This is a genomic window from Nitrosomonas sp. Is37, assembly GCF_033063275.1.
In the GTDB taxonomy this organism is placed as follows: domain Bacteria; phylum Pseudomonadota; class Gammaproteobacteria; order Burkholderiales; family Nitrosomonadaceae; genus Nitrosomonas.
Window position 1 is genome coordinate 1 of the sequence record NZ_JAWJYP010000009.1, and the last position, 25,668, is coordinate 25,668.

Sequence of the window (25,668 nt, forward strand, 5' to 3'; positions counted from 1 at the left end):
CTCTTCTCAGCATATGAATGCAGAAATTACTTCCTGAATTCAGGGTATGGACGTACTTAAATGCAGAATGCTCTAGCTGGATTATTGGTCACATCTCTAATCAATAATAATAGTGATGATGTTGATCTGTCCTGTAATTTCCTTCTCACCTTCTGAGTGTTCTCGCTCTGGTACAGATTGCGCAATTTTGCAAGCACATGGCTGCCTTGCAACTCCTTGGAATGGAACGGCCATTTCGCGTCGTTGCGCCTGGCCCTGCACCCGCAAAAAACACATACTCTATTCCGCCCAACTGAGAAATCCAAGTTGAATGGTTTTAAAAGAGATAGCTATACTTTATCCTCTCGCCCATGCTGGGAGCACATCCTTTTTGCGACGATTAACGACAAGAATCCCGTATATGTTTGATAGCTTCTTCAGTATTTCTGGCTGCAATATCGGGCTCATTCACTCCAGCATATTTGATAGCTTCTTCGAGGAATTTAATAGCCTCGTCCATATGCTTTTGGGCTTCAGCATGCTCATTTCTTGCCAATTTAGCATGTTCCAGACTTTCTTTTGCATGCTGAAGTGCTTCTTTAGAATGACCTGATTCACCATGCGCCTGCGCTTTTCCAGCATGTTCCATCGCTTCTGACGCATGGCTGACAGCAGATGCATAGACTTGGGTGTAAGAAATCTCAGGGTTGTTTACAGAGAGGTTGATTGAAATACTGTTGGAGTATTTCATAAGGAGTTGAGTTATTCAAACTCTTGTGTGGTTTGACAGTGTTATAAAAATTAATAAAGCGGCCGAGTTGAATTTGCCGGTCGGTGCAGTCTTTAAAGTTGGTGTGGCTATGCCACATCTGCATGAGGGTGCGGATAACACGTTCGGCTTTACCGTTGGTTTGAGATCGATTGATTTGAGTGAATTTCTGGCCGATGCCGTGCATTTTGCAGGTTTTAACAAAAGCATGACTGTCAGTGCCTTTATATTCTTTGCCATTATCAGAATAAACGTAATCGATCTGGTAAGGGCATTGGGCGATGACGGTTTCGGTGAGGAACCAGGCTGCGCTATTCTGGGTTTTATCGGGCAAGATGGCTGCATAAGAGTTCTCGGGAGAAGTCATCAACCGCGACAAACAGGTATTCCCTGGGTTGGGTAGGTGATTGGCCTTTGAGCAAAGACAGGCCTTAGTATCGAAATGCACGAGTTCGCCGGGATAAGACTTGTTATAACGCTTTGCTTCGCGTTTCAAGCGCTCCTGGATGGACTGCTCGACTTTGGCTAAGCGTTTGAGGCCGTATTGGATTGTTTTAAAACGTTGATTGGTACTGTCGCGAGGAAAAAACTCCTTGAGCCTTGCCCGCTTGAGAACGGCGTAAATCGTGGGTCTTGAGACGCGAAAGCGTTCGGCAAGTTGAGACACTTTCCAGCAGCGAGTCTGGTAAAGCTGCCACAGCTCCTGACGGTCAAGTGGCGTAAGTCTTATATGTTTGTGCATGTTCATTTACAGTATTCTCCAGAATACTGTAAACAACGCTAGAAATTCTTACAACTTGGGTATTTAAGACAATCACCACCATTCCAATCGCAATCGTAGTTGATATCACTTTCATGACAATTACTCCTTGTTTTGCTTAAGATTAATGACGCCTAAACATTTTAGAGAAAAGCCAACAACATTCTGTCTAAATCAATAGTTACGCCTACAAAGAATCCAGCCTTGCTGCTTGTATTAAAGCGAGATACCGAGATAAGTGATTTATTAATGCCCCTCACACGGTAGTTAAGGAATTATTTTTTGTTCAAAGGATGGTTGGGAAAAGAATGGTCATCATCAACCCCCAGCATGGCTGGGGGTGAATGCTTTCTGTAACGATTAATGCATTTCTCTGACACCAGATTCATGCATATGACTCAAAGCTTCTTCGGCATGTTTGGTTCCTACATCAGCATGACCCATGTCAGCGTGTTTGATGGCTTGTTCTAAATGCTCAATAGCCATATCCATATGAGCATCAGCACCCAATTGCTTTGATGCTTTGGCATGTTCCAAGCTTACCTTCGCATGCTCGGACAGATCTTTGGCATGCCCCATTTTTCCATGCTTTATGGCTTCCTCAGCATGCTTTGTTGCTTCCATCTTCTCTTTTGTATCCGTTGCATAGGTTGGGGTGCTCAAGAAAAATGCCAACATTGCAATTGCAAAAATAGTTGATATCGCTTTCATGACAATTACTCCTTATTTGGTTAAAGATTAATCATGTCAAAACACTCTCGCAACGATCGTGCCATCCAACTCCACAACTTCAGGAAAAGAGTCAGTCTGCTGGGTATTTCTCTCAGACTTAATAGCACGTATTTTCTTTATAACATATATTTTAAGAAAACAGTATTGTTCATACGGCCAAGTAATTTATAAAAAATCTGATAATAATCAGGCTAGATTATCGGTCATGCTTACCAACGAAATTAACCGTTAGTTATTATGCTACGCGAGATAATTATTTGGTTAATGCTCTTGATAGCGAACTAATTAAGGAAATACCCTAATTTTTTATTCTATAGATGATTGCGAAAGAATACTTGCTCTCATCTCGTTTATCTCCCAGACGGCGGGATGCGTGTACTTTTTGTTACACTCAATGAGTAGATTCAGATTCTTGCATAAGACTCATTGCAGTTTCAGTATGATTGGTTGCTGCACCGGCACGATGCATCTCAGCATGCCTGATGGCTCCTTCTAAATGCTTAATAGCTTGTTTCATATGACTATCAGCGCCAGAATTGCTTACCGCTTGAGCATGCTCCATACTTTCCTTGGCATGAATAAGCAATTCTTCAGCATGCCCCATTTTTCCTTGTCTCACTGCTTCCTCAGCATGTTGTATGGCTTCTGCTCTATGATCAGTATCTTCTGCATAAACTTGAGTATTTAGGAAAAAAGGAAATATTCCAATTGCAATAGTAATAGTAATAGTAGTTGATATTATAGTAGTTGATATTACTTTCATGACAATTATTCCTTATTTGATTAAAGATCAGTCATGAATGCTAAGTGATAACAAATAAGGGGAGCAATAATGCAATTGCATACATTTCTCCTCAGACTTAATAGCACGTAATATTTCTCTTACAGCATAAATTGCAAGAAAACAATATTGCTTAGGTAGTTTGGTAATCTGCTGGAAGCAATCGTATCGTCTGACAAAATGCAGAACGCCATCTTTACAGGCTTCTTTGTTGTTTATCTCCTGAGATTTGAGAAAAAAATCTGTATGCTGACGGCATGATCAATTTTTAATAACAATTCTATTGTCATGCTGGGCATAAGATTGACTTTGACCTTTGATGGCTTTCGCAGGATCGCACACATGCCGGAAGCAATGTCAGTCGGCTTTATTGTGCAATATTCAATCATGCCCTTGTTGTCATGGGGGCGGTTTCCTGTTGGATTATTATTTTGCCTATATCATGGGCTATCAATCGCAGAACGCCCCCTCCCCCACGATTTCTATTCAGAAGTACGAGGTTCATAAAAAACAAATTCAACACCTCTGCTTAGTTTCCCGAAAATTTAACCTAGATCCCGCTTCAGGCACACCCAGATTTTCCGCTAGGGAAATTATTTAACCTAAAAACCGCAGTTGACCGCTTGATTGGAGAGTTAAGTCCATGACATATAGAGGCATTCCCGAAATTTTCTCATTCACCAGAATGGTGAGGCCGCTACGAGGAGCATCATGTGTCGCTCCAGGCACGAATGCGGCGTTGCTCTTCGTTGCAGGGGACGGCCCTGCGGCCTCATCGCGCCTTGCCTCGCACCTGGATCACCACACGCTCCACCCCGTCCAACTGCGGTTTTTAGGTTTAATAGCAAATCTGGGTTAAATATCTCTTTACACTCTATGGTACCTTCTCAAATAGCGATTCGATGAGAAAAGCATCGTCAAAATGCCGACGTCCGTTAAAAGCAGTGGCATGACGTCCCCATTGACGCATTCCACCAGGCGAGCGAACACCCATTGGCCATAGAATAAAACGTTCAAATCGTTCCGTTCCGGCAATCAGTCCATAGGTACTGAACAAGCTATGATATCCTTCATCGGAAGGCAGAGAACGCAATACATCATAATCCTCCCACATCATTGATTGGCTTGCCGGTCCCGCAGATGATTGACCATTAAATACGCTATCATGGTAAACCCTTTGGATAAAATGGGTCTGGTGAGCGATACGCAGCACCAGCGGCAGTTGTTCAGGTGCCGGCTGCGGCAGTAGTGGCGACTCAAAATAGAAGAAGGGCAAATCTTTACGCAAACGCAGCTGATCACTCAGGAAAAATTTGTGGTAGCAACCGCAGTTATGGATAGCATCGTAAAGCAACGGCTTGCCATCAGATCCTAAAGTGACGCGCCAGTTGATGCCGTCAAGTAGGCCGGCATAAATGTCATTCCCTGGACGCGCTCGAAACCAGACGATGTAATTAAGCTGGAGCAGCACCTGGTTGCCGAAACGGGTGTGGGAAACCCTGCGATAGAGTATCGGGCGTGCTGTATCTACTATTGGTCCATTTTGCCAGCGCATCATGCCAATGCGATCATTTTCATCCACTACATCCACTTCCCATATCGGAGCAAACGTATCGAAAAGCTGGTTAAGTTCATCAGCGGTTGGCAACGGGATCCCAAGCGGATCAAGCGAACGATGCAGAATTTCGCTGATCTGGTGAGTATTGGGAGATTTATCAGATAACCAGGCATCCGTCGCATTAGGTATGGCGAGGGATAGCGGTGCCCAACGAACCAACTTACCTTCAACAGGCAGCAATGCCAGCGGCGTAGCGAAGACATCATGTGTTTTGCGATGCCATCTAGATATTCCGACTCCAACAATAGGTGCTGTCAGCGGATAAAGACCGACCACCTGCCACCAGGTGACATAATCATCTGGAACATGAACCCTCTCGCGCAGCCGAGCGCGCTGTTTTGGCTTCGTGAGATCGGTCTTTATTAATCGATCCCGACAACTATTGAGTTCTTGAAGCAAAGCTTCTTTTCGCTCCTCCGTCACTGAGGAAGGAAGATTGCGCAACTCTGATGCACGCGCCTGGGCGTCAAGATTAGCCATATGACCGATCCATGCTGACCACTGAAGTGATTCATCGTTTAATTCATGACTGAACGAGGCCAATAGACGTGTCGTGCGGAGGTATGAAAAACCCTCAACCGGCGATGAACCGTAATCGCGTACACCCGCATTGTCAATCACAGTGTCAATTTCTTGATATAAAGCTCGGCAAGTCGTCTCGGCAAGATCTATCGGTGCAGTCGGTTTAGTTCTTACCGCCATGCAACCGGTCAGGAATAGAAAGCTGGCGATAAGAATTATTTTTACCCAACTCAACATAATGCGGCCTGAATTGTTGGAATTATCCATAATACTTCCCTCCTCGTGGGCTATTGAACGTCACTTGCTATCAGTGCCTATGAAATATTGCTGCACTAAAAGGGGTCAACTTTACCTTCCATACCCCCTGAATCGACATACTTTTTCATGCTGGCCAACGAGCGGGCTATCAGGTCTTTCTTGAATATATCTTCAATAAAGGTCGGGATACCCTTCACTGATATTATGCAGCCGTAGCGTCCCAGTGTTTTACCTTGGCCAAACGGATAGAAGCGCCAGAAGCCACGCAGTTCCAGAAGGTCGTTATTGAACTTTGGATCGAGCCTCCAAAATAAACTAAGACCCTCCTTATCAAAGGTAAGGTTCACGCGGTAATTAAAGGTCAAAAAAGCATATCTAGCTTTGAACTCAACCGTTTCTTGCTGAGGACTCTTGGCGATGACCTTGATCTCTTCGAGCTCTTCGAGATATTTAACTTGGTCTTCAATGCGATTTAGCAGGTTCCACGTCTTTTCAGGGAGTTGATTAAAGATAACAGCGGCCTGGATCAATCCAGAGTGTTCTTGCCTGGCTAAATCAGTAACAGTAAAAACAATCTCGCCATTAATTAGTCGTTGTTTTTGTTCGGTGTTCAGATCTTTGAGACCATCAGAGCCGAAATCGGGTGTGACAGCAAAGGACAGCGTAGAGATCAAGCAAAGTATCCCAAAAACTCCTTTAATATTTTTTTTCACCATACCAACCCTCCACCTTGGATATTTATTGAATCAATATCTCTAGCGGAAGTTGCATATCATCACTGGCTTTGAGTGAAAATACCTGAAGGAAAAGGACATCACAAAGATAAATTTGCATTAACAGGCTGTTGAAAAACTATCTACATTGCCGCTGCGGTGCTAAAAACAGGCTGAAAATGCTCATTTATCAGGTATAAACTCCGCTTTTTTCGCCTGCTTTTGCCTATCATCGACTGCCTCGAATACGTTTTTCTACAGCCTGCTAGGGCTTCCATAATTACTTTCTAGCTATTTCCAAAAACTGCTCAGCAGAAAACATTTTTTCTCATATCTAATTTTCAGCGCTGGACGTTTTGGTAACAACATGGCAGAGTATTGCCAACACCACGTTAAGAGGATGGGTATCGAATATTATGAAAATCCATCAGTTAACTGAAGAGCAGGCCTATACTAGTTTACGCAGTAATCCCAATGGCTTGTCAGAACAAGAGGCCCACCGGCGACTGCTGGAATATGGTGCGAATCGCGTGGAAGAAGTCGAAGAAAAGCGCCTGTTACCCAGCTTTATTCAGGAATTCACTCATTTCTTTGCATTAATCTTATGGCTGGCTGCCATACTGGCTTTCATTGCTGAGTGGAATGAGCCAGGCCAGGGCATGGCAATGCTGGGCTACGCCATTATCGGAGTCATTATCATCAACGGTCTGTTTTCCTTTTGGCAAGAATATCGTGCCCAGGCAGCAGTCGCAGCATTGCGCAATCTACTGCCCCATCAGGTTAAAGCCATGCGTGATGGCACCATCAGACAAATTCCAGCCGAGGGGTTAGTGCCGGGAGATGTCATTCACCTAACCGATGGTGATATCGTACCGGCTGATTGCCGTTTGCTCGAAGCCTTTGGCGTACGCGTCAATAATGCCACGATTACGGGGGAATCTCTCTCTAAAGCATGCAGCACCGGTCGCTCTAGTGAAGATGAAGCACAGAACAGCCACAATGTATTGCTTGCTGGTACCATCATGGTTTCTGGGGAAGCCAAGGCACTGGTCTACGCAACAGGAATGCACAGCGAATTTGGCAAAATTGCACACCTGACTCAAATAGCTGGGACAACCCTGTCGCCGCTACAGCTTGAAATCAAACGATTAAGCCACCTCATTGCCATGCTCTCAGTATGCTTTGGTGCCGTGTTTTTCTTGCTTGGTTTGTGGCTGGGGCTGCCTTTCTGGACTAACCTAATTTTTGCTATTGGCATTATCGTTGCCAATGTGCCAGAAGGATTGCTGCCGACGGTGACGCTTGCATTAGCAATGGCTACTCAGCGCATGGCAAAGAAAAATGCATTGGTGCGCCATCTTCCCGCAGTGGAAACACTGGGTTCCACCACGGTTATTTGCACGGACAAAACCGGCACACTGACGCAAAACCGTATGACGGTGAAGCAATTGTTTCTGTCGGGGGAATTCTGCCTCCCCGTAGAAGTTGACCGATTGCGAAATCACCCGTTATTAGCTGTTGCCAGATATTGCCATAACCTCAAGCAAGGAGAGATCGAAGGCAAACAAACTTTACTGGGTGATCCGATGGAAATTGCATTGTTTGAGCTGGCACAGACGGCTATGACGGCATACCCTGATCACACACAGATAGCCGAGATTCCTTTCGATACCGACCGTAAGCGCCTCTCACTGGTATACCGAACAGCCGAGGATGACAAGCTGTATTGCAAAGGTGCGCTGGAAACAGTATTGCCACTCTGCCACGACATTTATCTGGAGGGTACAACCCAACCTCTGGATGAAGCCCAGCGCCAGCAGTTGCTTGATGCGCAAGAATATATGGCAGAACAAGGGCTGCGCGTGCTTGCACTGGCTTTTCGCTGCTGCCCTCCGAAGACCGAGCTTGAGCATCTGGAAGAAAAGCTCACCTTATGTGGTTTGGTGGGAATAGAAGATCCGCCTCGGGTAGAAGTTCCCGCGGCTATTGCTCAATGCCGCTCGGCAGGCATCAAAGTGATCATGGTTACGGGTGATCATCCCCATACCGCCCGGGCGATCGCTAGGGAAATCGGCCTGGCACAGAACCCGCTGATCATCGAGGGTGATGAATTACGCCACCTGTCGCAAATTCAACTGCAACTGGCATTGGATGCCGAGGAAATCATCTTTGCCCGTGTGGGGGCTGATCAGAAAATGCGCATCGTGCAGGCACTGAAGAAAAAAGGGGAAATCGTGGCAGTCACTGGTGACGGCGTCAACGATGCTCCTGCGCTGAAAGCCGCGGACATTGGCATCAGCATGGGCATTTCTGGAACAGATGTCGCCAAGGAATCTGCCGATATCATTTTGCTCGATGATAATTTTGCCCATATCGTGTCGGCTATCGAGGAGGGGCGGACGGTTTTCGAAAATATCCGTAAATTCATGACATATATTCTTACCCACATTACTCCCGAGCTCGTTCCCTATCTTGCATTTGCGCTATTCAAGATTCCGCTGCCGCTACCCATCGTGCAAATTCTTGCAGTGGATCTGGGGACCGACATTCTTCCAGCGCTGGCGCTGGGTGCGGAGGCACCGTGCAGTGACGTCATGCAAAAACCGCCGCGGGCACGCAATGAACGATTACTCCACTGGCCCTTATTGGGGCGCGCTTATCTTTTTCTGGGTGTGATGGAAGCGATAGCTGCCATGGCGATGTTCTTTTATGTTCTGAATAATGGCGGTTGGCAATATGGACAAGTACTGTCTGCCGATCATCCGCTCTACTTGCAGGCTACCACTGCCTGTTTATCAACTATCATCGTTATGCAGGTCATGAATGTCTTCATCTGTCGTCATCCGACGGAATCTGCCTTTCGCTTTGCGTGGTTTGGTAACCGCTTACTACTGCTGGGTGTAGCAGTGGAGATTAGCTTGATCCTGCTGATCGTTTATACGCCATGGGGTAACAATCTGTTCGGTACTGCACCCATCAGTATCGATGTCTGGTTATATGCCATTCCCTTTGGTTTGGCCATGTTGATGCTGGAAGAGCTGCGCAAGGCCTTGCTGCGCTATTTTAACAAACAGAACCGTTAAATCCGCCCAAGCTCTTATTCCATTTCCAAATCAAACCTGACGCGAAGGCGAGTCGCAGACAGTATAAATAATACGGCAAGAAGAGCCGACAAAATCAGGTTTGATTTGGAAATGGAATAAGCTCATTTCTCTCTTTTTTTATTCTGATTGATCACATAAACATAAATCAATGCACTCGCTGCGGCTGCAAAGAAGCACCATACCGAAGCAAACGTCTCCCTATAGGCATAAAAAGCTACCAGGAAACCCAGCGTGATCAGGATACCGGTGATGTTCAAGAACCGATCGCTTGCCAGGATGAAAGGCACGCAGGTGGCAAACAGATACATAGCCCGCACAAATTGCTGGCCTTCCACCTCATGCCCATAACGGATATTGTCATTAACAATATAAGCTACGATTGGTTCGCTGATCAGGCCAATGATGGTATAGGCTGCCAGCCCGAAGCCCACTCCTATCATGGAAATCATTACTTTTCCGGTGCGGCTCTCTGTCTCCCCTTGATAAAGGGCGAGCGGCGCATAAAAAGGCCATATCACACCAATAAAAATCCCGTATAAATTGGCCAACCAAAATTGTGCCCCTGGCATCTCCCCATTTTCCAGCGCAACCCATAGCAATCCTTCTGTAAACTGCTGAAGCGCAAATATCAGTGGAATGAATGCGATGAAGATATCTTTGCTATTCTTAACCTTTCTGATTGCGTTCACACTGACAATCGAAAGCGCGCCGCTGACGATAAAGCTGGCTTCTGCTGAAAAACACATCGTGTAATGACTATCCTAAAAATTAATAGGTAGATAGATTACCGAAATACTCGGAAGAGACGTATTGTTATTGTATATGGCTGCGCAATAGCTGGAAATGCCTTAAATCAGGCAAGCAAAAGAAAGGAAAGGAAAGGCAGATGAAATATGCTCATGCAGCCCCTGTTTTTGCAACTAACTTAATGTTTAGGCCATGAGACAAAAATGATTCGAGTGATACAGCCTCTATGCTCACTGACTTACCTCAACCCTTTTAACCTTCAGATTAGGAAGAAGGAATAAACAAAATAAAGTAGCCGCACCAGAAAGAATAATGAGTGGAGGCAAATATCCCTCAAACCAGTTAACCAACATCCAAGAGCCCATCACAGCGGACAACTGAGCAAAGCCATTTATTACCGACATCAATACTGCAAAAGTAAAACCTTCTGCCCTTTCAGGGCAGGCTTTGCCGGCAAGCGTAAGAATAGCTAGAAGGGCGATCATGCTGGTTATGCCAAAGAAGAAGGACAATGCAATAAACAGTTCACCACTATAAGGGGTCGGCGTAATCGCTCCTAGGTAGGAGAAAGTGCTCAGGGCGCTTGTAATGATGCTAAAAACAAGTTGAAAATCAATACTGCGATTACTGATGTATTTACCATAGAGCCAGGCTCCGAGAATTGAACCCGTTGAGCCTATAGCCCCCAGATGGCCGATGAACGATTGAGAAAATTTGAGTGTGTCGGTCATATGGTAGTAGATTGGAATACCAAAGCCTGGGCTAAAATTCCACAAGATTAAAAATAACATAGTGGCCCAGAGTAATCGACTTTGAAAAGTTTCACGTAAACCCGTTACTGTGGCTTTTAATGAAACGAGATCCATTGTGGTTTTTTCTTCTTTTACTATTAGCCAGCTAAGAATTGCTATTATTGCTGGAGCGACCATGGTGATTATGGCGGCTGTACGCAAACCTGTATTAGGATCAGCCATTTCCGCTAGCCATCCACCCAATATTGAGGTAACTATTTGAGCAACATAAAACCAGAACCACTGTACAGCCTGAAATTGAACAATCATATTGAATTTCCGGCCATTTTCTACCATTAAAGCATCAATAATGACATCTGAGGCGGCTGTTCCTATAGCAGTTAGCAGAAGCGCCATGATTAATTGATCGCCATCTGCTATTTCAGCTAACCAAAGATAGCCAATACAGGTAAGTATGTTCAAAACTAAAAGCCAAGACTTACGACGATATCCAAACAGAGAAATAAAATCGCTAACCAAGCCATATAGGGGCTTAATAGCCCAAGGAATAGTTAGAATAGTCAGGTAATTAGTAGCACCTACTTCGTTCAACTGCATTACTTCCTTAAGATAATAGTTCAGAGGCAGGCTTATGAGGCCTCCTGATTGAGCAATACCTTGGGCGAAATAGACAATGCCAAAGAGAAAAATAAGATGATTAACATAAGGATTGTTAATCGATTCCTGGCTTGCAAGAGGAGGAGTATTTTCCATGAATGTTACTTTTGAAAGGTGTTACCTTTGGTATGATAAAAACAACCTCAATTAATTAGAAAAATTATTATTACATTTTTTCGGTTAAATACTCGTGAGGTGTTTTCTTCCCAATAAAAACTGTTTACGGCACTTCCGTGATAACATTCCCTATGACAAGACAAAATCAGCATCGTTTCAAGGGTTAAAGTTAGAAGTTAAATAAAACCGGAGACCCAAAAAACTGATTCAATTTCTATCATGACAATATCCCACTCTCCTCAAACTTCTGGCAACAATGGAATGCTTACACTCATGGTGGGAGCTATCGGTGTAGTGTACGGTGACATTGGCACCAGTCCGCTTTATGCTATGAAAGAGGCTTTCAGTGGGACACATGCTCTTTCACCAGAGCCACAGAACATACTTGGTTTTCTCTCGCTGGTTTTCTGGGCACTTACTATTGTGGTATCTGTCAAGTATGTACTTTTCATGATGCGCGCTGATAATAAGGGTGAAGGTGGCATCATGGCACTGATTGCATTGACGCAACGGGTGGGGAAAGAAAATTCACGATTACGCTGGCTACTCGCTTCACTTGGGTTGTTTGGAGCGGCACTCTTTTACGGTGACGGGATGATTACTCCGGCCATCTCGGTGCTTAGCGCTGTGGAAGGGATAGCAGTTACCACTCCAGCACTGGAATCCTGGATCATTCCTTTTGCAGTAGTTATTTTGGTACTGCTGTTTCTGTTTCAACCACGCGGCACTGCTGGAGTGGGAAAATTGTTTGGTCCAGTCATGGCAGCTTGGTTTCTGGCATTAGCGCTCCTGGGGATAATCAACATCATTCAGCATCCCTTTGTGCTCAAGGCGATAAACCCAATCTATGGTCTTGATCTGCTGTTACAGCATGGATGGTTTGGATTTTTGGTGTTAGGCACTGTGGTACTCGCGATCACTGGTGCTGAAGCGCTCTATGCCGACATGGGGCATTTTGGTCGGAGACCGATCCAGTTCGCCTGGTTTGGGTTTGTCTGGCCAGCGCTACTGTTAAATTATTTTGGGCAAGGGGCGCTGCTGATGAGCGATCCAACGGCAGGGCGCAGCCCGTTCTATCTGATGGCTCCCTCTTGGGCACTTTATCCTCTGATTGCTCTTGCTACAGCTGCAACGGTAATCGCTTCGCAGGCAGTCATCACGGGCGCCTTCTCGGTCACTCGGCAGGCTATCCAGCTTGGTTATATTCCTCGGATGCAGATGCTACATACTTCAGAGCGCGAGATAGGACAAATTTACATCCCGTTTGTAAACTGGTTTCTAATGCTGGGTGTGGTGGCACTGATAGTTGGGTTTGGCTCCTCAAGTAATCTAGCGGCAGCTTACGGTATCGCTGTAACCGGCACTATGGCCATTGACACACTGCTGGTCTTTTTTGTGATTTATGGTCTGTGGCGCTGGCATTGGTCAGCAGCAATCGTCATCATTATCTTATTTCTAGTAATTGATTTTGCTTTTGTCAGTGCCAATCTTACGAAAGTAATTCACGGTGGCTGGTTCCCGCTGCTCATCGCCACAGTTATCCTTACTCTTCTAACTACCTGGAAGAAAGGACGCAACATTCTGATTCAACGCCTTCAGGCTGATGCAATAGATATCGACTTTTTTCTTACCAGCATTGAAAAGGGGCCACCGACCAGAGTACCGGGTACAGCAGTATTCCTGACCGCCAGTTACACGGGTGTGCCTCACGCCCTGCTTCATAACCTCGCGCACAATAAGGTGCTACATGAGCAAGTAGTGCTGCTGACGGTAGTCACCGCTGATGTACCATTTATACCGGCAGATGAGCGCATTGAGATTAAATCACTGGGGAACGGTTTCTATCGCGCACTCTTCCACTTCGGCTACATGGATGAGCCTGATGTTCCAGCAACTCTGGCACAATGTGAACTGTTAGGACTGAAATTCAATATGCTTGAGACTTCCTTCTTTCTCAGCCGGGAAACCCTCATTTCTACCCCTTTTCCAGGTATGGCACCGTGGCGCGAGAAGCTTTTTATTACGATGGCTCGCAACGCCTCCAGCGCTATGACGCTGTTCAAAATTCCAGCTAACCGTGTAATTGAACTGGGAACACAAGTTGAGTTGTGAGCCAGCCACTTTCGCTCTCTAGAGTATATTCTCGACAACAATACTCACCAGACTAATGAAATTTAATTTGACTAACTAAAAGTAATTCTGGAAGAAAACGTATACGCTGAAAAACTCACTACGTAACCAATGTATAACATACTAAGGTAATGACTAATATCCCTATAAAATTAAGTACCAAGCCTTCACGTACCATACGGTCAATTGGAATCATGCCAGTTCCAAAGGCAATGGCGTTGGGTGGAGTTCCCACTGGTAACATAAATCCATAACTCGCACTCATTGCGGCAGGCACCATCAATAACGCTGGATCGATGCCTGCGGCTAGTCCTGCTGGACCAAGAATCGGCATCAACAAGACAACAATTGCTGTATTGCTAGTAATTTCAGTAAGAAAGGTTACTGCCAGTGCAATAGTAGCAATGATGACCAACGGGTGCAGATTGGATAGTACTGTCAGTTGTTCAGCTATAGATTTGGATAATCCCGATTCAACAAATGCTTGGGCAATGGCGATACCTCCTGCGAAGAGAATGAGAATACCCCAAGGTACTTTCACCGCAGTCTCCCAATCCAGCAACTTTCCATCTCGTCCATTGGGAATCAGAAACATGGTGATGATAGCAATCAGAGCAACAGTCGCATCTGTTGCTCCCTTCACACCCAACCAGGCACTCCAGCCCCCAAATGGCTCGGTACGAGTCACCCAGGCTAAAACAGTAAAACCAAAAATAATCAGAATACGCCGCTCTTCTGGCCGCCATGGACCAGGCTGTGGCAAGGAAAGCTCACCGACATAAGTCAGGTTGCGTGTCAACCACATACCTGCCAGCGGCGCCATTAACAGAACGATGGGCACTCCCCAACTCATCCACTGCGTAAAGCTCACGGCTGTTCCAGTGAAATTCTGGTACTCCTGCATGAAAATCAGATTTGGAGCGGTACCAATGGGAGAACCCAAACCGCCAATGCTACTGCCATAGGCGATGGATAGCAGAAGAGGCAAAGCGAGTTTTTTATCACTACTCTGATCGATAACAGCAAGTGCAAGTGGCAGCATCATCAATGTCGTTGACGTATTGGAGATCCACATGCTCAGCAAAGCAGTCGCGCACATGAAACCTAATACGATACGTCGGCTGCTATTTCCCCCAACTAGCCTTACTAACCCCAGGGCAAGGCGGTGATGTGTTCCAGAATGCGCCATTGCGGCAGAAATCATGAATCCACCGAGCATCAGTAAAATCATGTCGTTTCCGTAGGCTTTTGCGATTTCTTCTTTTGACAAAACGCCAACTAGTGGAAAAACTGCTAACGGAATGAGAGAGGTAACCGGTATCGGAATAGGTTCAAAAATCCACCAGATGACGCAAAACATTACCACTGCACCTGTCCAGCAGGCTTTGACATCCCAGCCGTAGAAACTCATGCTTGCGGCAAACCCTGCTGCAAGCAGAGGACCTGTGATTAATGCCCATTTACGAAATATATGCATAATGATTAATTCACTACGATGAGATGTATAGAGATCTAGGAAAAAGCTGGAATTCTATTACTTAACTTTTTTGTATGCCAGGTGTTTAGTCCCGCAGTATGATGTTGTAATATACAACCAGCTACTGAAGGAGGAATTATGGGACAGATACTGCATGGAAGCGCCCGTACGACAGAGGCGACCCGTCGAGCGATACAACATAGTCAAGAGAGCCTGAACGTTCTGGCGGAGCGTCACGGGATTAATCCGAAGACGGTGGCGAAGTGGAAGAAGCGGGACTTCGTTCACGATGCGCCGCTGGGACCGAAGGAACCTGCGTCGACCGTTCTGACGAAGGAGCAGGAAGCCATGTGCGTGGCTTTCCGCCAGCATACGCTACTCTTTTGGATGACAGCCTGTATGCCTTGCAATCCACGATCCCGCACCTGTCCCGCTCATCCCTGCATCGCTGCTATCAACACCACGGCATCAGTCGGTTGTCGGATGTAGATGGCGATAAACCCGCGAAAAAGAAGTTCAAGAAGTATCCCATTGGATACTTTCATATCGACATCGCTGAAGTGCGAACCGAGGAAGGCAAGCTCTATCTGTTCGTCGCCATCGACCGCACCAGTAAGTTCGCCTATACCGAGTTGCACGACAAATCGGACAGGGAAATATCGACGGCCTTTCTGCGCAACCTGATCAAGGTCGTTCCTTACAAGATCCATACGATCCTGACCGACAACGGCAGCCAGTTTTGTCATCCGCCTCGCTACCGCAACGGGCCGACAGCGCAGTGGATCACGCATATGTTCGATCTGTGCTGTCATGAACATGGCATCGAACACCGGCTCACAAAACCAAAACATCCCTGGACGAACGGACAGGTTGAGCGCATGAATAGAACAATCAAGGAAGCGACTGTGAAACGCTATTACTATGATTCACATGGCCAGTTGAAGGCTCACCTACATACTTTTTTGATGGCATATAACTTCGCCAGACGACTGAAAACCCTCAAGGGCCTCACGCCTTACGAATACATTTGCAAAATATGGACAAAAGAGCCAGAACGATTTAACGTTGATCCTTTCCAGCATACCGTGGGACTAAACACCTAAGTATTTGCACGTATTGCAATGGCCATAAAGATAGAAAATAATGGTTTACAAATCAATATAAGTCAATGAAGTTCATTCCATTGATTCATATTGATTTATAAAATTACACTTTATTTTTAGAGTAAATTGAAGGAATTCAAGAAAGAAAAAAACTGGGATTTTCATAAAACTCTTTTAATTTCACATAAAATGGAGGGTTCTTATGAAGAAATATATATATATGCTATTGCTCTAATTCTTCCTGCTTTTAATGCTTTTGCTGGAATGTTCAATGATGAGCAAATCGTTGCTATCGTTCAGGCCTTCAATAAAGCTGAAATCGGTGCAGGCGATCTTGCTAGATCCACTTCAAATCACTCCGAAACCAGGAGATTTGGTCATCGGATGGTTGGAGAGCATTATGGTGCCAATTGGTTAATTAATGATTTGGTGCAAAAGGAGAAAATTTCACCAGAAAACTCTGAGACCAGTGAAAGCTTAAAAACCAATGAAGAAAAGCATCTTGAGAAGCTCAAGGGTTTGCGGGGTCCAGCATTCGATTTAGCTTATTCGACAATAAGCTGATTCCGAGCGCTAAAAATGAAGAATTGAAACATTTGTTGGCAGTCATACGGTCATGGGTTGCAGGCCATCTTGAGCATGCTCAAATAATCCAGAAATCGTTAGGTGGTTAGGTAAAATGTAAAAACCTGAATAATATTTGCTAGCTTGTTCTTTATTCGTAAGCAATGAATAAGCTAGCAAGTACTATGGTTTGGACTCTTTAAATCCACCATATGACGGTAGCCGCGATGCAGATGGCCGAAAGGAAGTTTTTGACGTTGCGGTCGAAGCGGATGGCGATACGTCGAAAATCTTTCATTCTGCCAAATGTGCGCTAGATGATGTTCCGCAGAGGACCACCTATTACCGTTACATGTATGTTACGGTATTGCCTGTACCGGCACACCGATAGCTAAAGTTGTGTTTAATCAGGAAATCATGGGTAAGAAGGTTACTAGCTTTCTGTGGGAGTAGCAGAAAAAACTTTATTAACTCTTCTGAATAAATACGTAGCACCACCCATCAAACATCTCACTGAAATTCTTCGGAGGATCAGTATGAAAGAAACAAGATTGGGAAGCGTAGTCGTAGTATTCTGCTTGATGTTTGTAATCATCTTCATTGCTATAAACAGCGCATGGTCAGCGCAAGAAGAAAAGTCCAGCACTGGTTTTGCGTGGAATGATGGTGCAGAAATTTATGCCAAAATTTGCGCTTATTGTCATGAAGCCGATGTCGGACCGCAAATCCGCAATCGTGAACTTCCCGCAACCTATATCCGCACAATCGTTCGTAACGGTAACCGGGCCATGCCCGCCTTTCGTTCTTCCGAGATTGACGATGAATCACTGGCAAAACTGGTGGATTTCATTTCACAAAAAGAATCTCAGCATTAAGGAGGTCACATTCCATGGATGAAACCCGACGTAGCCTCATCAAGGGCATGCTTACTGGAGGAACCTTATTGGCCTTCGGTATACCCCGAATAGCTGAAGCAGTACCTATCAGCCAAACGCTTGCCGGTAGTACGCGAAATTGCCGACTATTGCTGGGAAATACACCTATAGACGAAGCATTTGCCAAAGGCGCTGAGACTGCTTACACCAGCTACAGCAGTTACCATCAAGGCGCATTACCAGCATTCCAATTAGAGGATCAGCTATTAACCAACCCTCTACACATAGTGGATTTATTGACGCAAACACGGAATATGCGCTGGGTTGCCGTCATGGATGATGCCAATGCGGCCATATTTACTGAACTGGTGAGAAATTTTGAAAGGCGCCTGCTGGCATTAGGCTCGCACACTTCCGTATCCAGCGATAACGCGGCCCTCCCGTTGCGTCATAGGTGGACTACCGCGTCACCGGCATACAGTGCTGGGGGATTGCTGGCATCCATGCTGATTCAAAACCGGCGCAGTTTTTCTATTGTCGAAAATTTTCTTGCACCATCGCTGGGAGATAGTGCAGGAAAAGAGGCATCCCTATCTGAATTTTCGTCCTATCAGTTGGCTGATCAGTCCGCAACTCGTTTACATTGTGTCGGAGTACTTCCGCAGGAAGCCAGTCAACTGATTGGCTGGAGGGTATCAGAAAATTGGGAACCCGTATCCTCTCGGGTCGATGAATCTTCCATTGGCCAACACAAAACGGCAACAGGTACAGCAATTGAACATCCGCAATTTGGCAATTGGATTGAAGCTACCGGTTATGGGGTGGTAGCGACCGCATTAGGTATGGGGATAAATCAGGAACCTTGTTCCAGTCGCGCATTCGTGCATCGATTGGATCAGCGCTATCCGGATCATCATGGATTATCGGAAAAACATTTTGTCTCGTTTGTAATCGACGTGTAGGGAGAACACAGCATGACTAGTAAATATATCGCATTGCCAAAAGGCGTATCGGAAAAAAACTTCGATGCAGCTATCAGCGATTTTCGCAAGGTACTGGGCGATGACTCTGTGCTCATCAGCGCGGAACAGCTTGCACCCTACATCAAGACAATGATGCCGGTTCCTGATGCTGAGCATACACCTTCTGCCGCATTGCTCGCGACAACCGTCGAGCAAATCCAGAAAATCGTTGCAATTTGCAATCAATACAAAGTACCGATCTGGATCATTTCCACTGGCAAGAATCTGGGCTATGGCTCGGCAGCTCCGGCAGAGCGTGGTCAGGTAGTGCTTGATCTCAAGCGTATGAATCGCATCCTCGAAGTAGATAAGGACTTAGCCTTTGCTTTGGTTGAGCCGGGTGTAACCTATCAGCAGCTCTATGACTACATCAAAGAACACAAACTGGGCTTATGGTTATCCATGCCCGCCCCTTCCGCCATTGCGGGACCGGTTGGTAATACACTGGATCGTGGTGTTGGCTATACGCCCTATGGTGAGCAATTCCTGTTCGCTTGCGGCATGGAAGTTGTACTTGCAAATGGCGAAGTATTGCGCACCGGCATGGGTTCAATGCCGAACTCCAACACCTGGCAGGTATTCAAATGGGGGTATGGTCCTTATCTGGATGGCATTTTTACGCAATCCAACTATGGCATTGTCACCAAATTCGGTTTCTGGTTAATGCCTGAACCACCGGCATTCAAGCCGTTTGTCATCCAATACCAGCATGAAGAAGATATCGTGGAGATCGTGGAAACGATTCGCCCGCTACGCATCAGCGGTGTTATTCCCAATGCGGTGGTCATCGCCCATGCGCTGTATGAAGCGCCTGTGAAGGCTCGGCGTAGTGACTACGTGAGCGGACCTGGCTCGATTCCGGATGAAGCAGTGTATCGAATTATGAAAGATCATAAACTGGGAATCTGGAATGTGTACGCCGCGCTCTATGGCACGCAGGAACAGATTGATGTAAATTGGAACATCGTGAGACAGGCATTCGCTCGATCCGGCAAGGCAAAAATCCTGACGGAGCAGGAAGCGGCAGATGATCCCGCATTTGTTTATCGCGCTAAGCTCATGCGCGGAGAAATGACGCTTACGGAATTTTCGTTATATAACTGGCGCGGAGGTGGCGGGTCGATGTGGTTCGCACCTGTTTCCCAGGCACGAGGAAGCGAAACTCTCAAGCAGATGGCCCTGACCAAGCAGATTCTTGCCAAATACGGCCTGGATTATTCCGGTGAATTCATCGTCGGGATGCGTGATATGCATCATATTGTCGACGTACTGTACGATAAGACCGACCCGGAGCAGACGAAAGCAGCCTACCAGTGTTTTGATGAATTGCTGACTGAATTCTCTGCGCGGGGGTATGGAACTTATCGCGTCAATACAGCATTCATGGATAAAGTCGCTGAAACCTATGGCCCGGTGCAGAGAAATGTTCACAAAACACTTAAAAAAGCACTGGATCCCAATGGAATTCTTGCTCCGGGGAAATCAGGCATTCGCTAGTCTCATTTTGATTTTGAGTAGGAAATAACCATTCCAAAGCGGAGGTACACGTGAATAAAATCAAGGCAGCCGTTGTCCGTCAAAAAGGTGGACCATTTGAGATTGAAGACGTGATACAGGATGATCCACGCTCCGATGAAGTGCGCGTCCGGATCGTAGCAACGGGAATGTGTCATACCGATATGGTTGCGCGTGATCAGTTCTACAAAGTGCCTTTGCCGGTGGTGTTGGGGCATGAAGGCTCGGGAGTAGTCGAACAGATTGGCAGTCATGTGAAGAAAGTCTCTGTTGGTGACCATGTGGTGCTGACCTATATGTGGTGCGGCCACTGCAAACCTTGTTTACGTGGCGACCTGACCTACTGCGAGCATTTTTATGCATTGAATTTCGGTGGCGCACGCGAAGATGGCAGCACGTCAACCTTTGCAACAGGCAATGCACAAAAACCGATTCATGACCATTTCTTCGGGCAATCGTCGTTTGGTACTTTTGCACTCGTGCATGAACGTAACGTGATCAAAGTGCCCAAAGATGCGCCCTTGGAGCTACTGGGTCCGCTGGGTTGCGGCATTCAGACCGGCGCGGGAGCCGTCATGAACGCACTCAAAGTCAGTCCGGGCAGCAGTTTTGCAGCTTTTGGTGGCGGTGCAGTGGGACTCAGTGCCGTGATGGCAGCACATGCTGCGGGCGCTACTACAATCATCTCGGCAGACGTAATTCCTTCGCGCCTAGCCTTGGCGATGGAACTCGGTGCAACCCATACTATTAACAGCCGAGAAACTGATCCGGTCGAAGCAGTTCGCAAAATTACCGGAGGAGGTTCAGATTTCACATTGGAATCAAGTGGACGCCCTGCCGTATTGCGTCAAGCCATTGATGCACTGGCTATCCGGGGAACATGCGGTATTGTCGGCGCCCCTGCCTTGGGTACTGAAGCGAGCTTCGATGTCAACGGTGTGATGACGACAGGAAAACGTATCATCGGAATCATCGAAGGCGACAGCAAACCGGATCTTTTTATTCCGGCACTCGTTGAGCTATATAAACAGGGAAAATTTCCTTTTGACAAGTTGGTGAAGTTTTATTCCTTCGATCAAATCAATCAGGCCGCTGAAAATAGTGAGAAAGGTGTCACGATTAAACCGATCATTCGGCTGTAGTACAAATTTTTGTACTACACTTTGAGTGGATTTTCTACGAAAACACGCATGAGGAATGCATTATGGAAAAGAAAAAAGAATCTCCACAGCCCTATTCAAATTTCGATCAGTTACTGATCAACGGCCAGTGGCGCCACGGCAAGGGAGCAAAGGTTTTAAACGACTTTAATCCTTATGATGGTAAAGTTCTTGTCGAAATACCGCATGCCAATCGCGATGACATGGACGAAGCCTATCGTGGTGCCGCCAAGGTGCAACTTGAATGGGCGGCATTATTACCGGGTGAGCGGGCGGCAATCATGCGCCGTGCGGCACAGATCATGGAAGCGCGACGTGAAGAGATTGTCACATGGATTATTCAAGAGTCCGGTAGTACACGCATCAAAGCCAATCTGGAATGGAATGCCGTACATGGCGTGCTGCTCGAGGCAACCACGCTGCCTTATTTGGTGGAAGGTCGGATTCTTCCGGCGGACATTCCCGGCAAGGAAAGCCGCATGTATCGTAAACCCGTTGGGGTCGTTAGTGTGATCAGCCCTTGGAATTGGCCATTCCAGCTCACTGCTCGTTCTGCAGCACCCGCGCTTGCTGTTGGGAATGCTGTCGTGGTCAAGCCAGCCAGTGATACTCCCGTAACGGGCGGATTGCTGCTTGCAAAAATCCTTGAAGAGGCGGGATTGCCTCCGGGTGTACTCAGCGTTATCGTAGGTGCAGGCAGCGAGATTGGCGATGCATTTGTCACCCACCCCATTCCTCGTGTCATATCATTTACCGGGTCAACACCGGTTGGCCGCAATATAGCCAGATTGGCTGCCGAGGGACCAATACTAAAAAGGCTCGAACTGGAATTAGGCGGTAATGGCCCATTTGTGGTATTGAGTGATGCCGACTTGGCACAAGCTGTGGAAGCTGCCGTGTTTGGTAAATTTCTACACCAGGGCCAAACCTGCATGAGTATTAATCGCTTCATTATTGATGATCGGATTCACGATGATTTTGTAGAACGCTTTGTGGATCGAGTGCGTCAACTGAAAGCAGGTGACCCAAATGCCCCTGATACAATGATCGGCCCCATTATCAATGAATCCCAGTTAAACGGTCTGCAGCAACGGATTCACGATGCCATTTCATCGGGAGCCCGACAAATGTTGGGTGGTGACGCACAAGGTTTGGTACTTCCACCCCATGTATTCTCCCAAGTTACCAATGGAATGCAGTTGGCACAAACGGAATCATTCGGCCCCATTGCGCCGCTCATACGTGCACACGATGAAGTCGATGCGCTGAAAATCGCCAACGACACTGATCTTGGACTTGCTGCCGCTGTGTTTACACAAGACGCCGAGCGCGGCCTTCGGTTCGCACAACAACTCGAATCAGGCATGGCGCATATCAATGATCAACCGATCAACGATTTACCTTACAACCCATTCGGTGGTGAAAAGAATTCAGGAGTCGGTCGTTTCAATGGAGCATGGGCCGTCGCAGCTTTTACTACTGATCAATGGATCAGTATTCAACACAAGCCGCGTCACTATCCTTTCGATGCACGAACCATTGATTGATGAGTTGAGAAACAATGCGGTAGTTCAGCAGCAAAATGGCTGAGATTATCCTTAATTTGCTTTCATTTTTTTAATATGTGTAGGTAAGGTGGATATTTAAAGGGATTCTAGCTTTGGCGTCCAGACTGTGGCTAAGCCTCGCCCTCTGCTCCTCCCACAACAATGGTGGATCGACCGCCAGATCAAACAACGCTATGTGGTTCGGCAGCGCATCGTCCAAAATAGCTGTCACAATATCCGGCGCATGCGTAGTCAGATTGAGTATCCGGCTTACGTAGCTGCTATCGATTCCTTTGCGGGCAGCGATCTCTCTAAGTGACTTAGCTTCACTAGATTCCAGCAGGGCGAGCCAGCGGTGACCTCTGGCCAAAGCCAATTGCAGAAATGTTGTCGCCGTGTCCTAAGGCTGAGTCTTTGCAGTTTCGCCATTTGGCAACGTGACCAACTTACGTCCCCTACGGCGTTTGATCTGAATTAGGATTGGCGGAGTTAATCTGTCGCCGCAAGACGAGATAACATTTCGTCAGCTATATGAACACATACCTCGCTCATTTTTTCCTTTTATCCTTGATACGTTGATTCTGAGTGTCTACTTCGAACAAACCAATGGTCCTGATAAGTTCGCTGAATTTTGCGTAACCGTAATTGCGTGAATCGAACGCCGAGAAATTCTTCACGATATGTTTTTTCACTTCGCCCATGTGAGCAAAGCCATTTTCATCAGAAAGTGCTTCAATTGCGGAGCGGATCAGTGAAACCAGTTTGGTGTCTCTCGCCAGTTCCTTGGAGATTTTTTAGTGCCGGGTATGGTTGCAGCTTCGCTCGAAGGTATCTCAGATTTTTGGGTTTTCTTTTCCGAACTCGCTTTAGGTTTGCCGGAAGCGTCTTCCATTTTTACAGAAAGACTGTTTTCACTGTCGACCTGCTTATTTTGCGAGAGGATTTCGGAGTATTTGAACCTATTTTCCCCGGTTAAAGTCTTTTAATTGCTTTAGAATCCTATAAATTAAGGTGTTTTGGAAGATTCTTATCATCACCAGTTGGGTGAAATTTTAATAAAACAGTTAAAATCAGCTGAAAGTGTTGCCATACCTTGCTTTCAGCTTGTTTATGACAACTGAGGAACAGCTTATATTTTTAACCGCAAACCGTTAGCAGTATTAGGTTCTAGCCGTTTTTATCATAAATTGCAACTGAGGATTTTAGGTTGAATTCGTTGTAGGCCGCTTGCAATGATTCTGGTGTTTTTTCTGGCCAAAACCATAGACTAGGGCTCAGACTCTTTGATTACGAATAATTTCAAGATTCCCATTGAAAGACAAGCATAATTCAATGCTCAGAGGGAGGGATTGGATCATGGACGGATTATTCTGGTTTACGGATGAGCAGTGGGCGCGAATTGAACCGCTATTGCCGCAGAACACGCGGGGTCTGAAGCGCGTTGACGACCGAAGGGTTTTAAGCGGGATTGTGCATATTCTGAAGAGCGGTGGCAGATGGGTGGATGCACCGCGGGAATACGGTCCGAAGAAAACTCTCTACAATCGTTTCATCCGGTGGGCAGAGCGCGGCGTGTGGGAAAAGATATTCTCCGTGCTGGCCGGAGCGGAAGGACAGCCGGACCGACTGATGATCGACAGCACTTATATCAAGAACCACCGTTGTTCTGGTAGCGGAAAAGGGGGCCTTCTTACATGCTATTGGTCGCAGCAAGGGTGGACGAACAACCAAAATCCACCTCGTGACCGACGGCAAGGGGCGTCCGCGCGTGATGCTTCTTACCCCCGGCCAGGTCAGCGACCACAAAGCTGCCCAAGCCTGTCTTGCTGCCATGCCGCCGTCGAAGGAGTTGCTGGCCGACAAAGGATATGACAGCAAAGCGTTACGAGAGTGGCTTGCGCAAAGGGGAACAACGCCTGTCATCCCGCCCCGCAGAAACAGGAAGGTCCAGTACGAATACGACAAGGCCGTCTATAAACAGCGCAATGTCATTGAGCGCACGTTCGGCAGAATAAAAGACGGGGGGTGATAGTCGAAAGGCAAAATCGCCGAACAATTTGTCACATTCACATATATAACAAATAGTTATATCAAAAAGCCAACTAAAAATTCGCTAAAACTTCCAAAACTGCCAAATATACCCCAACTAGGTATATGCTCGCACAAAAATAACCAATAACCCTTAAAACTACTCAACATACCTATAGTGGGTATACCCCCACCATCTAAACACAGCACAACATTTCCTTCCCACTTCGCACTTCTCCACCTAAAGATACTAGATTATGTTGACGAACTTGAGCAAAAGGGCGAGATAGATGACCTGACTGGCATTGATGGGCCGTTTGAATCTCTCCAGCTAATGTTAAAAAGAAGAAACGAAAACTTGGCATTGCAGGCCAATTCAACCCAGCAGTTGACTCAGAGTCGTGCAGAGAGTAAACAGTTGGAGAAAGGTTGCAATGGTAATGGTGATGACGATGAATAGGCCGGCCGACCATAGGAAGGCCCAAGCACAGAGACGTGTAGTCGACTTGGGAATGTGTCAGTTTTGCGCATCAACCGAAAATGTCCAGTCGCACCATATATTTGAATACGCAAAAGGCGGCCCATCCACGATTGAAGGAATGATCTCATTGTGCTTGGACTGCCACCAGAGAATGGTTCACAGAGATAATCGTATAAACATAAAAAAGAAGGAAAATAAAATAACAACTTTCGGCAAGGGCGGAAAATGAGCATTCATGTGGCACGGCCATCAATAGC

The 25,668-nt window shown here is 46.4% G+C and carries 25 protein-coding genes and 3 pseudogenes; 15 read left to right on the top strand and 13 right to left on the bottom strand.

The features are described 5' to 3' along the window. Positions 1–96: 96 nt before the first annotated feature. From R2Q26_RS05620 to smbP (R2Q26_RS05640), 5 genes are all read right to left on the bottom strand, one after another. Positions 97–276, bottom strand: coding sequence for a hypothetical protein (locus tag R2Q26_RS05620; protein ID WP_317535381.1), 180 nt, complete (start codon positions 274–276; stop codon positions 97–99). A gap of 103 nt (positions 277–379) precedes the next feature. After that, positions 380–730, bottom strand: coding sequence for a small metal-binding protein SmbP (smbP, locus tag R2Q26_RS05625; RefSeq protein ID WP_317535382.1), 351 nt, complete (start codon positions 728–730; stop codon positions 380–382). Continuing rightward, a complete protein-coding gene (locus tag R2Q26_RS05630; protein ID WP_317535383.1) occupies positions 681–1,496 on the bottom strand; it encodes an integrase core domain-containing protein in 816 nt (271 codons plus the stop codon). Before R2Q26_RS05630 ends, smbP (R2Q26_RS05625) begins: the two co-directional genes overlap by 50 nt. A 372-nt stretch (positions 1,497–1,868) precedes the next feature. Continuing rightward, a complete protein-coding gene (gene smbP / locus R2Q26_RS05635) occupies positions 1,869–2,219 on the bottom strand; it encodes a small metal-binding protein SmbP (RefSeq protein WP_317535384.1) in 351 nt (116 codons plus the stop codon). Positions 2,220–2,631: 412 nt separating this feature from the next. After that, positions 2,632–3,003 (bottom strand): small metal-binding protein SmbP, encoded by a 372-nt coding sequence (gene smbP / locus R2Q26_RS05640; protein ID WP_317535385.1) that lies wholly within the window; start codon positions 3,001–3,003, stop codon positions 2,632–2,634. A gap of 306 nt (positions 3,004–3,309) precedes the next feature. On the opposite strand from smbP (R2Q26_RS05640), the gene R2Q26_RS15480 reads away from it, so the two are divergent. Together R2Q26_RS15480 and R2Q26_RS05645 are read left to right on the top strand one after the other, a co-directional pair. Then, on the top strand, positions 3,310–3,528 hold the full coding sequence (locus R2Q26_RS15480; protein WP_411182322.1) for a hypothetical protein: 219 nt from the start codon (positions 3,310–3,312) through the stop codon (positions 3,526–3,528). Between the two features lie 136 nt (positions 3,529–3,664). Beyond that, positions 3,665–3,880 carry a hypothetical protein gene (locus tag R2Q26_RS05645; RefSeq protein WP_317535386.1) on the top strand — a complete coding sequence of 72 codons (216 nt, stop codon included), beginning with the start codon at positions 3,665–3,667 and terminating at the stop codon, positions 3,878–3,880. A gap of 15 nt (positions 3,881–3,895) precedes the next feature. On the opposite strand, the gene R2Q26_RS05650 is transcribed toward R2Q26_RS05645, so the two are convergent. Together R2Q26_RS05650 and R2Q26_RS05655 are read right to left on the bottom strand one after the other, a co-directional pair. Further along, positions 3,896–5,428, bottom strand: coding sequence for a hypothetical protein (locus R2Q26_RS05650; RefSeq protein ID WP_317535387.1), 1,533 nt, complete (start codon positions 5,426–5,428; stop codon positions 3,896–3,898). Between the two features lie 65 nt (positions 5,429–5,493). After that, positions 5,494–6,135 carry a hypothetical protein gene (locus R2Q26_RS05655; RefSeq protein WP_317535388.1) on the bottom strand — a complete coding sequence of 214 codons (642 nt, stop codon included), beginning with the start codon at positions 6,133–6,135 and terminating at the stop codon, positions 5,494–5,496. Between the two features lie 413 nt (positions 6,136–6,548). Here R2Q26_RS05655 and R2Q26_RS05660 point away from each other — a divergent pair, with 413 nt between their 5' ends. Beyond that, the gene (locus R2Q26_RS05660; RefSeq protein ID WP_317535389.1) at positions 6,549–9,215 is read left to right on the top strand and encodes a cation-transporting P-type ATPase; all 2,667 of its coding nucleotides are present in this window, start codon (positions 6,549–6,551) and stop codon (positions 9,213–9,215) included. 122 nt (positions 9,216–9,337) lie between these two features. On the opposite strand, the gene R2Q26_RS05665 is transcribed toward R2Q26_RS05660, so the two are convergent. Both R2Q26_RS05665 and R2Q26_RS05670 read right to left on the bottom strand, forming a co-directional pair. Continuing rightward, on the bottom strand, positions 9,338–9,982 hold the full coding sequence (locus R2Q26_RS05665) for a DUF6629 family protein (protein ID WP_317535390.1): 645 nt from the start codon (positions 9,980–9,982) through the stop codon (positions 9,338–9,340). Positions 9,983–10,213: 231 nt separating this feature from the next. Next, positions 10,214–11,488 (bottom strand): MFS transporter, encoded by a 1,275-nt coding sequence (locus R2Q26_RS05670; RefSeq protein ID WP_317535391.1) that lies wholly within the window; start codon positions 11,486–11,488, stop codon positions 10,214–10,216. Between the two features lie 240 nt (positions 11,489–11,728). Here R2Q26_RS05670 and R2Q26_RS05675 point away from each other — a divergent pair, with 240 nt between their 5' ends. Then, a complete protein-coding gene (locus R2Q26_RS05675; protein WP_317535392.1) occupies positions 11,729–13,621 on the top strand; it encodes a potassium transporter Kup in 1,893 nt (630 codons plus the stop codon). Between the two features lie 118 nt (positions 13,622–13,739). Here R2Q26_RS05675 and R2Q26_RS05680 read toward each other — a convergent pair whose 3' ends face one another. After that, positions 13,740–15,116 (bottom strand): SLC13 family permease, encoded by a 1,377-nt coding sequence (locus tag R2Q26_RS05680; protein ID WP_317535393.1) that lies wholly within the window; start codon positions 15,114–15,116, stop codon positions 13,740–13,742. Between the two features lie 138 nt (positions 15,117–15,254). Here R2Q26_RS05680 and R2Q26_RS05685 point away from each other — a divergent pair. Further along, positions 15,255–16,219: pseudogene (locus R2Q26_RS05685) on the top strand (IS481 family transposase). A gap of 126 nt (positions 16,220–16,345) precedes the next feature. Next, positions 16,346–16,783 (top strand): DUF4142 domain-containing protein, encoded by a 438-nt coding sequence (locus tag R2Q26_RS05690; protein ID WP_317535394.1) that lies wholly within the window; start codon positions 16,346–16,348, stop codon positions 16,781–16,783. Between the two features lie 199 nt (positions 16,784–16,982). Here the strand turns inward: R2Q26_RS05690 and R2Q26_RS05695 are convergent. Beyond that, positions 16,983–17,090, bottom strand: a pseudogene (locus R2Q26_RS05695) (IS5/IS1182 family transposase); the annotation flags it as partial. A 229-nt stretch (positions 17,091–17,319) separates the two neighbouring features. Between R2Q26_RS05695 and R2Q26_RS05700 the strand changes: the two are divergent. The 5 genes from R2Q26_RS05700 to R2Q26_RS05720 all read left to right on the top strand — a co-directional run bounded on the left by R2Q26_RS05700 (position 17,320) and on the right by R2Q26_RS05720 (position 22,902). After that, a complete protein-coding gene (locus R2Q26_RS05700) occupies positions 17,320–17,658 on the top strand; it encodes a c-type cytochrome (RefSeq protein WP_090572081.1) in 339 nt (112 codons plus the stop codon). A gap of 14 nt (positions 17,659–17,672) precedes the next feature. Continuing rightward, positions 17,673–18,620: a hypothetical protein gene (locus tag R2Q26_RS05705; RefSeq protein WP_317535395.1), complete on the top strand. Its 948-nt coding sequence runs from the start codon at positions 17,673–17,675 to the stop codon at positions 18,618–18,620. Positions 18,621–18,632: 12 nt separating this feature from the next. Continuing rightward, on the top strand, positions 18,633–20,177 hold the full coding sequence (locus tag R2Q26_RS05710) for an FAD-binding oxidoreductase (protein ID WP_317535396.1): 1,545 nt from the start codon (positions 18,633–18,635) through the stop codon (positions 20,175–20,177). 50 nt (positions 20,178–20,227) lie between these two features. Next, positions 20,228–21,337: an NAD(P)-dependent alcohol dehydrogenase gene (locus R2Q26_RS05715; RefSeq protein ID WP_317535397.1), complete on the top strand. Its 1,110-nt coding sequence runs from the start codon at positions 20,228–20,230 to the stop codon at positions 21,335–21,337. 62 nt (positions 21,338–21,399) lie between these two features. Next, on the top strand, positions 21,400–22,902 hold the full coding sequence (locus R2Q26_RS05720) for an aldehyde dehydrogenase family protein (protein WP_317535398.1): 1,503 nt from the start codon (positions 21,400–21,402) through the stop codon (positions 22,900–22,902). Between the two features lie 70 nt (positions 22,903–22,972). Here R2Q26_RS05720 and R2Q26_RS05725 read toward each other — a convergent pair whose 3' ends face one another. Both R2Q26_RS05725 and R2Q26_RS05730 read right to left on the bottom strand, forming a co-directional pair. Then, positions 22,973–23,272 carry a hypothetical protein gene (locus R2Q26_RS05725; protein WP_317535399.1) on the bottom strand — a complete coding sequence of 100 codons (300 nt, stop codon included), beginning with the start codon at positions 23,270–23,272 and terminating at the stop codon, positions 22,973–22,975. A 178-nt stretch (positions 23,273–23,450) separates the two neighbouring features. Continuing rightward, complete coding sequence (locus R2Q26_RS05730) at positions 23,451–23,693, bottom strand: OST-HTH/LOTUS domain-containing protein (protein ID WP_317535478.1); 243 nt, start codon at positions 23,691–23,693, stop codon at positions 23,451–23,453. Between the two features lie 565 nt (positions 23,694–24,258). Here R2Q26_RS05730 and R2Q26_RS15485 point away from each other — a divergent pair. The 4 genes and pseudogenes from R2Q26_RS15485 to R2Q26_RS15490 all read left to right on the top strand — a co-directional run. Continuing rightward, a pseudogene (locus R2Q26_RS15485) lies at positions 24,259–24,570 on the top strand (IS5 family transposase); the annotation flags it as partial. Between the two features lie 31 nt (positions 24,571–24,601). After that, on the top strand, positions 24,602–24,931 hold the full coding sequence (locus tag R2Q26_RS05735) for an IS5 family transposase (protein ID WP_317535479.1): 330 nt from the start codon (positions 24,602–24,604) through the stop codon (positions 24,929–24,931). Between the two features lie 177 nt (positions 24,932–25,108). Next, entirely contained in the window at positions 25,109–25,390 is a 282-nt protein-coding gene (locus R2Q26_RS05740; RefSeq protein ID WP_317535400.1) for a hypothetical protein, read from the top strand. A 52-nt stretch (positions 25,391–25,442) separates the two neighbouring features. After that, on the top strand, positions 25,443–25,640 hold the full coding sequence (locus R2Q26_RS15490) for an HNH endonuclease (RefSeq protein ID WP_411182324.1): 198 nt from the start codon (positions 25,443–25,445) through the stop codon (positions 25,638–25,640). The last annotated feature ends 28 nt before the right edge of the window (positions 25,641–25,668 follow it).

Bases quoted from the DNA above. Each gene is read 5' to 3' on its own strand.
- R2Q26_RS05620 (WP_317535381.1), bottom strand. From the start codon at position 276: ATGTGTTTTTTGCGGGTGCAGGGCCAGGCGCAACGACGCGAAATGGCC.
- smbP (WP_317535382.1), bottom strand. From the start codon at position 730: ATGAAATACTCCAACAGTATTTCAATCAACCTCTCTGTAAACAACCCT.
- R2Q26_RS05630 (WP_317535383.1), bottom strand. From the start codon at position 1,496: ATGAACATGCACAAACATATAAGACTTACGCCACTTGACCGTCAGGAG.
- smbP (WP_317535384.1), bottom strand. From the start codon at position 2,219: ATGAAAGCGATATCAACTATTTTTGCAATTGCAATGTTGGCATTTTTC.
- smbP (WP_317535385.1), bottom strand. From the start codon at position 3,003: ATGAAAGTAATATCAACTACTATAATATCAACTACTATTACTATTACT.
- R2Q26_RS15480 (WP_411182322.1), top strand. From the start codon at position 3,310: ATGCTGGGCATAAGATTGACTTTGACCTTTGATGGCTTTCGCAGGATC.
- R2Q26_RS05645 (WP_317535386.1), top strand. From the start codon at position 3,665: ATGACATATAGAGGCATTCCCGAAATTTTCTCATTCACCAGAATGGTG.
- R2Q26_RS05650 (WP_317535387.1), bottom strand. From the start codon at position 5,428: ATGGATAATTCCAACAATTCAGGCCGCATTATGTTGAGTTGGGTAAAA.
- R2Q26_RS05655 (WP_317535388.1), bottom strand. From the start codon at position 6,135: ATGGTGAAAAAAAATATTAAAGGAGTTTTTGGGATACTTTGCTTGATC.
- R2Q26_RS05660 (WP_317535389.1), top strand. From the start codon at position 6,549: ATGAAAATCCATCAGTTAACTGAAGAGCAGGCCTATACTAGTTTACGC.
- R2Q26_RS05665 (WP_317535390.1), bottom strand. From the start codon at position 9,982: ATGTGTTTTTCAGCAGAAGCCAGCTTTATCGTCAGCGGCGCGCTTTCG.
- R2Q26_RS05670 (WP_317535391.1), bottom strand. From the start codon at position 11,488: ATGGAAAATACTCCTCCTCTTGCAAGCCAGGAATCGATTAACAATCCT.
- R2Q26_RS05675 (WP_317535392.1), top strand. From the start codon at position 11,729: ATGACAATATCCCACTCTCCTCAAACTTCTGGCAACAATGGAATGCTT.
- R2Q26_RS05680 (WP_317535393.1), bottom strand. From the start codon at position 15,116: ATGCATATATTTCGTAAATGGGCATTAATCACAGGTCCTCTGCTTGCA.
- R2Q26_RS05700 (WP_090572081.1), top strand. From the start codon at position 17,320: ATGAAAGAAACAAGATTGGGAAGCGTAGTCGTAGTATTCTGCTTGATG.
- R2Q26_RS05705 (WP_317535395.1), top strand. From the start codon at position 17,673: ATGGATGAAACCCGACGTAGCCTCATCAAGGGCATGCTTACTGGAGGA.
- R2Q26_RS05710 (WP_317535396.1), top strand. From the start codon at position 18,633: ATGACTAGTAAATATATCGCATTGCCAAAAGGCGTATCGGAAAAAAAC.
- R2Q26_RS05720 (WP_317535398.1), top strand. From the start codon at position 21,400: ATGGAAAAGAAAAAAGAATCTCCACAGCCCTATTCAAATTTCGATCAG.
- R2Q26_RS15490 (WP_411182324.1), top strand. From the start codon at position 25,443: ATGTGTCAGTTTTGCGCATCAACCGAAAATGTCCAGTCGCACCATATA.